This window comes from Bacteroides sp. 4_1_36, assembly GCF_003466325.1.
Taxonomy (GTDB): domain Bacteria; phylum Bacteroidota; class Bacteroidia; order Bacteroidales; family Bacteroidaceae; genus Bacteroides; species Bacteroides uniformis.
Genome location: NZ_QSOX01000042.1, coordinates 1 through 6722, shown reverse-complemented (window position 1 = coordinate 6722; position 6722 = coordinate 1). Strand labels below are relative to the sequence as shown.

Here is a 6722-nt window from a genome sequence, read left to right as displayed (position 1 = left end):
GAGAACCAAAAACAAGACCTTGAAGATATAAAGGGGCTTATCGTGACCTCGCACCGATATTTCAAGGAGCGGTTAAAGGTGTTGTTCCCGGCTGATGATACACCGACCGGAGAAACAACGCCCGTTTCATGGCATGACAAACTGATATACCGGGTAACTCCCTACCTGAAGCCCAAGTTCTTTCTTCTTTCAGCAGGTTTTATTATCTGTATCACTTCGCTAATCTTGAATATTCGTTTTACGGAACGGATGCATCGGTTACAGGACAACGATATAAAATACCGCTATATCCTGATGAAAGGAAAGGCAGACGGCAGCAGCCTTGATTTGCTGGAAACGAAGTTCAGCCGGGAACGGGACAACGCTTTCATCCGAAGCCTGACCGATTCGGTGAAAGGCTTTGAATACCGCAGCAGGAAACAGGCAGAAGCGTTGGAACGGGCAAGGCTGTTGAACGAACAAGCCGAGCAGTTAAGGGAGGAAGCCGACAAATTAGGCAAACCATAAACCAAAAGCAAAGCCGGAGCAGAACCGCCCCGGCTTTTTAATTCACTTCTTTTTCTTTGTGCAGTGTTCTTTCTCGAACTGGCGCAGCGTGGTAACGCTGAACCGCTCCTTGATGAACTCCCGGACATCGGAAGCCTTGTAGTACACTTTTCCGCTGATTGTGAAGTACGGCAGCGCACCGATAGCCCGGTAGCGTTGCAGGGTCTTGATACTCACCTTGAAGAGCAGGCACAAGTCCTGATTATCCAGCAGGTTGTCATCTTCGGGCAGCACCCTGTCGGCATTGCGCAGTACCCGTACATCCTTGCAGAGTTCTTCCAGTTTGGCGTACAGCTTCTGCATCCATACGCTGAAATCGTCATTCTCTATATACATGATTGCTTCATTTTTCTGATTATACATTATGGTCTGTCAATCGATTGATGAAGCAAAGTTCAGAAAACAGGCGCAAAGAAATTACGGGGGAACTAATGGAATCCCCTATAAATAAATCATAAGCCGTTGGTTATCTGTACCCTTTCTTTTCATGTTCCTTGCGGATAAGCTCTGCCAGTCCATTAAGAAACTCTGTGATTTTACCCGGCTTGCGTTTTATCACGTCCTCATGCTTTTGGTGGCAGTCGCTTATCTTGATGTTGAACAGCCATTCAAAGGCTTTGGACAAATCCACCAGGTAGGCGGGCTTGCCGTTCTGATATACGATTTCTTTGGAGAGGAACAGACCGCTGACCATTTCCATGATGTTGATAAGAGTAGTCTTGTCAGCGAGGAAAAGAGGGGAAAGGGCTTGTTTGTTGACGGGTTGCTGTAACTGTTCCGGGTACTTGATATGCCACTCGATAAGGCGTATTTCGGTGTTCAAAAGTCCTATCGCTTCATCAATTAGATACAGATAGGGCATTTTTTTCTTGCTCAAACCGTACACGATACGATTTAAGACGGTGCAAACCAAAGGAAAAATAACGCAGTGATACGCTATAATCCTGTTCGTTGATACTAAAATTGGCTACATGCGTAGCCAATTCCTCGATAGCTTCTGCCAACTCGGAAACAGAAACTGTACGCTGCGAGTATTCCGATAATAAACGGAAAAATCTCTGTTGTAATACACTTTCCATGTAGTGTTGAAATTATATTATTAATCGTCTTTGTTTTTCATTTTCACATATCCATTTGCATAATTCCCTATAATATTGTGATTATCATCATAAATATAGCCATTGGAATAATATCCTTTAAGTATTCTCTTTGAACTATAAATATATCCGTTAGTATAATTACCAATCGTTTCACCTTGCTTGTCAAATATATATCCATTTCGATAGGTAATCAATGACGTTTTGCATGAACCGAAACATAAAACACTCAGAATTAGTAACAATGTTCTCATATCATTTTTGAATTAGTATCTAAATCTTGATGTATCAATCTTTTTTACCTCTTTTTTCTTATATCCACCAAAGCGATAACTGAAATGTAGAGTAAATGCTCGTGAATAAAATCCGCTATTCATATTCAAGTTTTGCTCCTTAAAACGAACTCGTGTTGCAGGCATTCCCGTATCAAATATATCATTGCAACGGGCGGATAAGCTCAATTTGTCATTGGCGAAATTCCACCGTAATCCGGCAGTGAGATTAAAAATAGATTCTATATCAAATGTCCCTTGTATGACGGGCGTCTGTACATTTCCCATCAGTTCGAAAGACAAATTCTTATTTACCTTAAACGTATTATCCAGTGTGCCGCTAAATACCCATTTCTTACGATTGAAAGGAATGTCGAAAAAATTATCACAGCGTTGGTGCATTTGCATACCGACTAAGGTCAATCGGGAATCCAGCCAGTTTCCTGCCTTAAAAGGCAATATGATGTTTGCGCCCCATACCTGCATATAGTTCCAATTTGTATTTTTATAGATTAGTGCCAGCCTGTCAGTCGATTGATAGGCGGCTTGAGTGAAATAATCTGAGGTGTACGTGAAAAACAAACCAAAGATGTATTTCTGCTTCCATATATAATTCCCATTCAGGTTATAGTTTGTCATCGGTTTCAACCCCGGCGTTCCCCATAATTCTGTATATCCATTAAGATAACTGACGGAAGATTGCATATCCCAATAGCTTGGATAAGTTTTGTCCGTAGATAATGAAAGTTGAAACATATGTTTCGGTGTTTTAAAGTAAATCAATGATGCTTGTGGGTAAACTGCCCATTTATGATAATTGCCAATCGTATAATATTCTCCCGTAGCAGAAACGGATAAAGACGTACCTGTTGTATAGTTTTTGCTCAATGATACATAAAAGCTGGTAGTTTGTTCTCTTAGATTGGAATATGTGTTTTGAGTTTGAATGTTACCTGTCACTTTATCATAAGTTTGGAAATCAATGTCTTTAGCAAATCGGTAGGAAACTCCATAACCCAGATTCCATCTTTTGGGTAAAGACTGTTTCCGGTCTGCATAGATAGAATAGCGATCTATCTTTTGTCCGCCAACCATAGAGAAACAACTCTGATTTCCATCTTGATAATTTGCGTATAGCCTTTGATTATTATTGGAAGTATAATGTGTATAATCACCACCTATTTCAATTCCGAACCCCAAATGATATTGCAATGTAATATTGTGCATTTGATTGTCAACATATTTATCCACATTGCTGGTTTGGTAGTTGCCTGATGTCCGGCTGTTATTATGCTGGTCGGGGGTATAACTGCCTGTGTATGCTACATTGATATTGTTTTTGTTGTTGAAGTTATATTCAAAAGCTACTCTAAGGTCGTGCTTCCAGTACTTACTACGTAACTGTTCGTTTTGTATGATATGATGTGGTTCATCTTTTAGCGTATGTTTGGAATCAAGGTCTATGTATTCTATCTTTTTTACGTTATTTGCTCCGTACATTACATCAAAAGCCATTTTGGGAGTTGATAAACGAAAGTTTCCATTCATTCCCCCGTCATTGAAGTACTGGTTCTTATAGTCAGCACTTATCTCCCCCTGAAAAGAGTAATCGTTTGCATGCTTTAAAACAAGATTAATGACTGCTCCCCGTACATGATATTCAGGAGGTGCGCTATACATCACTTCCGCTTTTTCTACACGATTCACCGGAGTATTGCGCAAAATTGTTTCAAGCTGTCCGGCATCCATTGTGGTAGGTTTCCCATTTAGAATAACAGTCAGTTTTCCTGCTCCAGCCAAAGTTAGTATTCCTCTGTCTTCTTGCACTCCCGGTATTTTTGTCAATGCTTCATACGCATTGTTTACGAGTTGATTTTGGGTAAGAACAGCAAGATTATATCCTAAAAGTCCATTCTCCACTTTTACAAAAGGACGTTCCGCCTTTATGATAACTTCATCCAAAGCATAGTCTTTAGGTTGAAGTTGAATAATTCCGGCATCATTTCCCTTACCTGTCATCTGTTTTGTTTCATACAAAAGGTGTTGTATTATCAATCGGTATTCTTCCTGTTGGCTTTTAAAAACGAATATGCCGTCAGCATTGGAAATGGATGCGCCTATATAAGTCGAATCCATTGTTTGCAAAATAATAGTCGCACCGTCTATAGGCAGTTGTTTGTCATCTATTATTTTTCCGTTAATCGTTTGCCCCCAAGCGACTGTTTGAGAGCAACCTAAAAATAGGTAGAAAAATGTCAATGTTATTATTTTATTTAATCGCATCATACGAATTCAGTTTATTGATTACAAGACTACTAAAAGGTAAAAAAAACTCCTGCACCAAAGAACCATTCCCATTTTTTTTGTATTATGTTATATTGGTAGTTCGTTTGGGATTTAATAATGGCATGTTTACCTATCTCATATGAAAATCCTGCTCCTACCTTATAAGGGATAGAAGTTGCCGGAAGTATCACACTACGTTTTTTGTCCAGTGTATAGCTTCCATATACACTAAAATGTAATTTCTTGTTTAAAGGAATAGTCATGTTTGTTTTTTGTTGAATCTTTATAAGAGGGAGATTTTTATCTATCCGACTATTTCTCATAAGGCTTTTGCATTTTAGATTTCCATTCAATAGATTATTGTTATGATTTAATTTGTAGTGAAACGTTGTGGCGCACTCAATATTTACTACATTCGGAAAATCTTCTTTAAAATCAATATCTAACCTAAAATCATCCCAGTACCTATTATCGTCTTTTGGCGAATGACCAATAATAGACTGTTCCAGTTCCCTTTTAAAAGCATCATCAATATGGATAGGCATTTCTCCTTTCAGCATTTTGGTCAATCGGACAGAATCGTTTGGAGTCCACCCGTTTTGTACTTGTGCATTGACTGAACGGGCGAGAAATAAAAAAAATAACAAAAATATTGCTGTCTTCCAAACGTTTGAAATTATCTGATTAGTCGCATCCACACTTCATTTAAGCCTTATCCGCTAATACATCTTCTTTAATTTTGGTATTGTACACAGTTCTTTGTGCTTACCAAGTGGTTTGTTCCAATGCCTCAGAGGTAAAGACAGGAATAGGAATATCGTTGTTACTACAACTTGTTAGACACGAGAGAGTACAGATAATAAATACGGAAAACATCATGTGAAAAGTAATTTTCTTCTTCATCTTATTGCTGTTTTAAGTAATTGAACATTGATTTCTTGAAATGGCAAAATACGGAAGAATAAAGAAAAAAGGTCTTGACAATTGTCAAGACCCCGCTATAATGGATGTTAAAGATTGGCTATTTCTCCAGTTTGCAACGGATGCATTTGTTCAGTTTGTGGCGGATGCGACTGATTGTTTCAGGTGTGACTTGTAAGAAAGAAGCCACTTCTTTCAACGTAATGTGCTCTTGAATGTCGGGGCATCTGTTCAATAAATCAAGATAAAGTTCTTCCGTAGTTTTACAGTACATATCCAATAATCTATGATACATCAACAAGTATGATTGTTCGACAAGCGTACACTTTATTTGCATGGTTTCGGCATTTGTCGTAAAGAATTCCTCTGCCGTTGAATACGGTAGATAGTAAATCTTTGAATCGCAAACAGCCTCAATAGTGACTAATGACGGTCGGTCGGGATTTATGAATGTACATAAACTCCCTGCAAATTCATTTGAAAAAGTATATCCTACTATATGTATATTTCCTCTTTCATCCACATGGATATATCTCAATAAGCCGTTTTCAATATAAGCCCCCCGGCGGTTCATTTTACCCTGAACAGAGAACTGTTCTCCCTTTTTGAGTTCGATATAAGTTCCATGCTCCAAGATGAAATGTTTTAATAATTCCAATCGGGAATGCTTACCGTATTGTGCATTGAAGTTCTTCATATGTTTGATATTGTTAGGAGATGATATTTTTACTAATCTCATGCTTATACAAAACTACAATAAAGTTGTAGTTTTACAAAGACATTATTGGCATTTAAAGGAATATAACTATTTTTGTAGCAGAGTATTGAAACAGTGGAAACATAAGGCAAATTAAAGAAATACGCTCGTTTCTATATCGTTACCCATTATTCTATATACTTCTTGTAAATACCTGTTATTCAATAGATAATATTCTTGTTTTCGTTTCCCGAAAAGATAATGTAATATTTGAAAATATACTAAATGCTAAAAAAACTTCTTGGATATATTGATAATTCCAAATAAATATCTACCTTTGCACGCAGAAATCGAACCTAAGACACAAAATTGTGTTGAACGGTGCAAAGTTGTGAAAACCTTATTCAAGGGACTAACATCGTAATGAAGATATAACTTATTGAGAAATAATGCTATACAAACCGATTTTCGGTTGCTTGTGGCACCACTTTTCAAAAGCAATCGGAATGTAGCGCAGTTGGTAGCGCACTACGTTCGGGACGTAGGGGTCGGGCGTTCGAGTCGCCTCATTCCGACAGAAAAGACTTAACTTTTAGAAGTTAAGTCTTTTTTTGTTTTATACCTCCTCTCCTCCGGTTTCCCGACCATAAGAGCGATACTCCAATGGAGTAAACCCCGTACGTTTCTTAAACGAGGAGAAGAAATGCTCGGTAGACTTATAGTCGAGCATAAAAGAGATTTCTTTCACCGATAAAGAAGTACCCACCAGCAATTGCTTAGCCTTACGCAACTTTAGCTCTTGGAAATATTTTGCAGGAGCATAGCCGGTATAATCCTTAAATACGGGTCAACGTAACAATCTGAGGTATTTTATATTTAAGCATATAATTTAGCAAGTCTATA

8 protein-coding genes, 1 tRNA gene and 1 pseudogene are annotated in these 6722 nt (G+C 38.1%); 2 read left to right on the top strand and 8 right to left on the bottom strand.

Features of this window, described 5'->3' with window-relative positions; translation table 11 throughout:
• Positions 1 to 507: hypothetical protein (locus DXD65_RS21385; RefSeq protein WP_233556165.1), on the top strand; the 507-nt coding region annotated here is incomplete at its 5' end.
• A gap of 42 nt (positions 508 to 549) precedes the next feature.
• On the opposite strand, the gene DXD65_RS20505 is transcribed toward DXD65_RS21385, so the two are convergent.
• From DXD65_RS20505 to DXD65_RS20475, 7 genes are all read right to left on the bottom strand, one after another.
• On the bottom strand, positions 550 to 882 hold the full coding sequence (locus DXD65_RS20505; RefSeq protein ID WP_005646002.1) for a helix-turn-helix domain-containing protein: 333 nt from the start codon (positions 880 to 882) through the stop codon (positions 550 to 552).
• A gap of 130 nt (positions 883 to 1012) precedes the next feature.
• Positions 1013 to 1432: an RteC domain-containing protein gene (locus DXD65_RS20500; RefSeq protein WP_025815048.1), complete on the bottom strand. Its 420-nt coding sequence runs from the start codon at positions 1430 to 1432 to the stop codon at positions 1013 to 1015.
• Complete coding sequence (locus tag DXD65_RS21380; protein ID WP_025815047.1) at positions 1386 to 1625, bottom strand: hypothetical protein; 240 nt, start codon at positions 1623 to 1625, stop codon at positions 1386 to 1388. The genes DXD65_RS20500 and DXD65_RS21380 overlap by 47 nt, the downstream gene beginning before the upstream one ends.
• 20 nt (positions 1626 to 1645) lie before the next feature.
• Positions 1646 to 1897 (bottom strand): 4-fold beta flower protein, encoded by a 252-nt coding sequence (locus tag DXD65_RS21595; RefSeq protein ID WP_122377541.1) that lies wholly within the window; start codon positions 1895 to 1897, stop codon positions 1646 to 1648.
• A gap of 12 nt (positions 1898 to 1909) precedes the next feature.
• The gene (locus tag DXD65_RS20485) at positions 1910 to 4201 is read right to left on the bottom strand and encodes an outer membrane beta-barrel family protein (RefSeq protein ID WP_117887904.1); all 2292 of its coding nucleotides are present in this window, start codon (positions 4199 to 4201) and stop codon (positions 1910 to 1912) included.
• Positions 4202 to 4230: 29 nt separating this feature from the next.
• Positions 4231 to 4899: a hypothetical protein gene (locus DXD65_RS20480; protein ID WP_025815045.1), complete on the bottom strand. Its 669-nt coding sequence runs from the start codon at positions 4897 to 4899 to the stop codon at positions 4231 to 4233.
• 323 nt (positions 4900 to 5222) lie between these two features.
• A complete protein-coding gene (locus tag DXD65_RS20475) occupies positions 5223 to 5819 on the bottom strand; it encodes a Crp/Fnr family transcriptional regulator (protein ID WP_025815044.1) in 597 nt (198 codons plus the stop codon).
• Positions 5820 to 6321: 502 nt separating this feature from the next.
• On the opposite strand from DXD65_RS20475, the gene DXD65_RS20470 reads away from it, so the two are divergent.
• Positions 6322 to 6394, top strand: a tRNA-Pro gene (locus tag DXD65_RS20470).
• Positions 6395 to 6435: 41 nt separating this feature from the next.
• On the opposite strand, the pseudogene DXD65_RS20465 reads toward DXD65_RS20470, so the two are convergent.
• Positions 6436 to 6663, bottom strand: a pseudogene (locus DXD65_RS20465) (helix-turn-helix domain-containing protein); the annotation flags it as partial.
• Positions 6664 to 6722: the final 59 nt, after the last annotated feature.

What these genes read in the sequence shown, in the direction of transcription:
- DXD65_RS21595 (WP_122377541.1), bottom strand. Translation starts at nt 1,897, where the DNA reads ATGAGAACATTGTTACTAATTCTGAGTGTTTTATGTTTCGGTTCATGC.
- DXD65_RS20505 (WP_005646002.1), bottom strand. Translation starts at nt 882, where the DNA reads ATGTATATAGAGAATGACGATTTCAGCGTATGGATGCAGAAGCTGTAC.
- DXD65_RS21380 (WP_025815047.1), bottom strand. Translation starts at nt 1,625, where the DNA reads ATGGAAAGTGTATTACAACAGAGATTTTTCCGTTTATTATCGGAATAC.
- DXD65_RS20485 (WP_117887904.1), bottom strand. Translation starts at nt 4,201, where the DNA reads ATGATGCGATTAAATAAAATAATAACATTGACATTTTTCTACCTATTT.
- DXD65_RS20475 (WP_025815044.1), bottom strand. Translation starts at nt 5,819, where the DNA reads ATGAAGAACTTCAATGCACAATACGGTAAGCATTCCCGATTGGAATTA.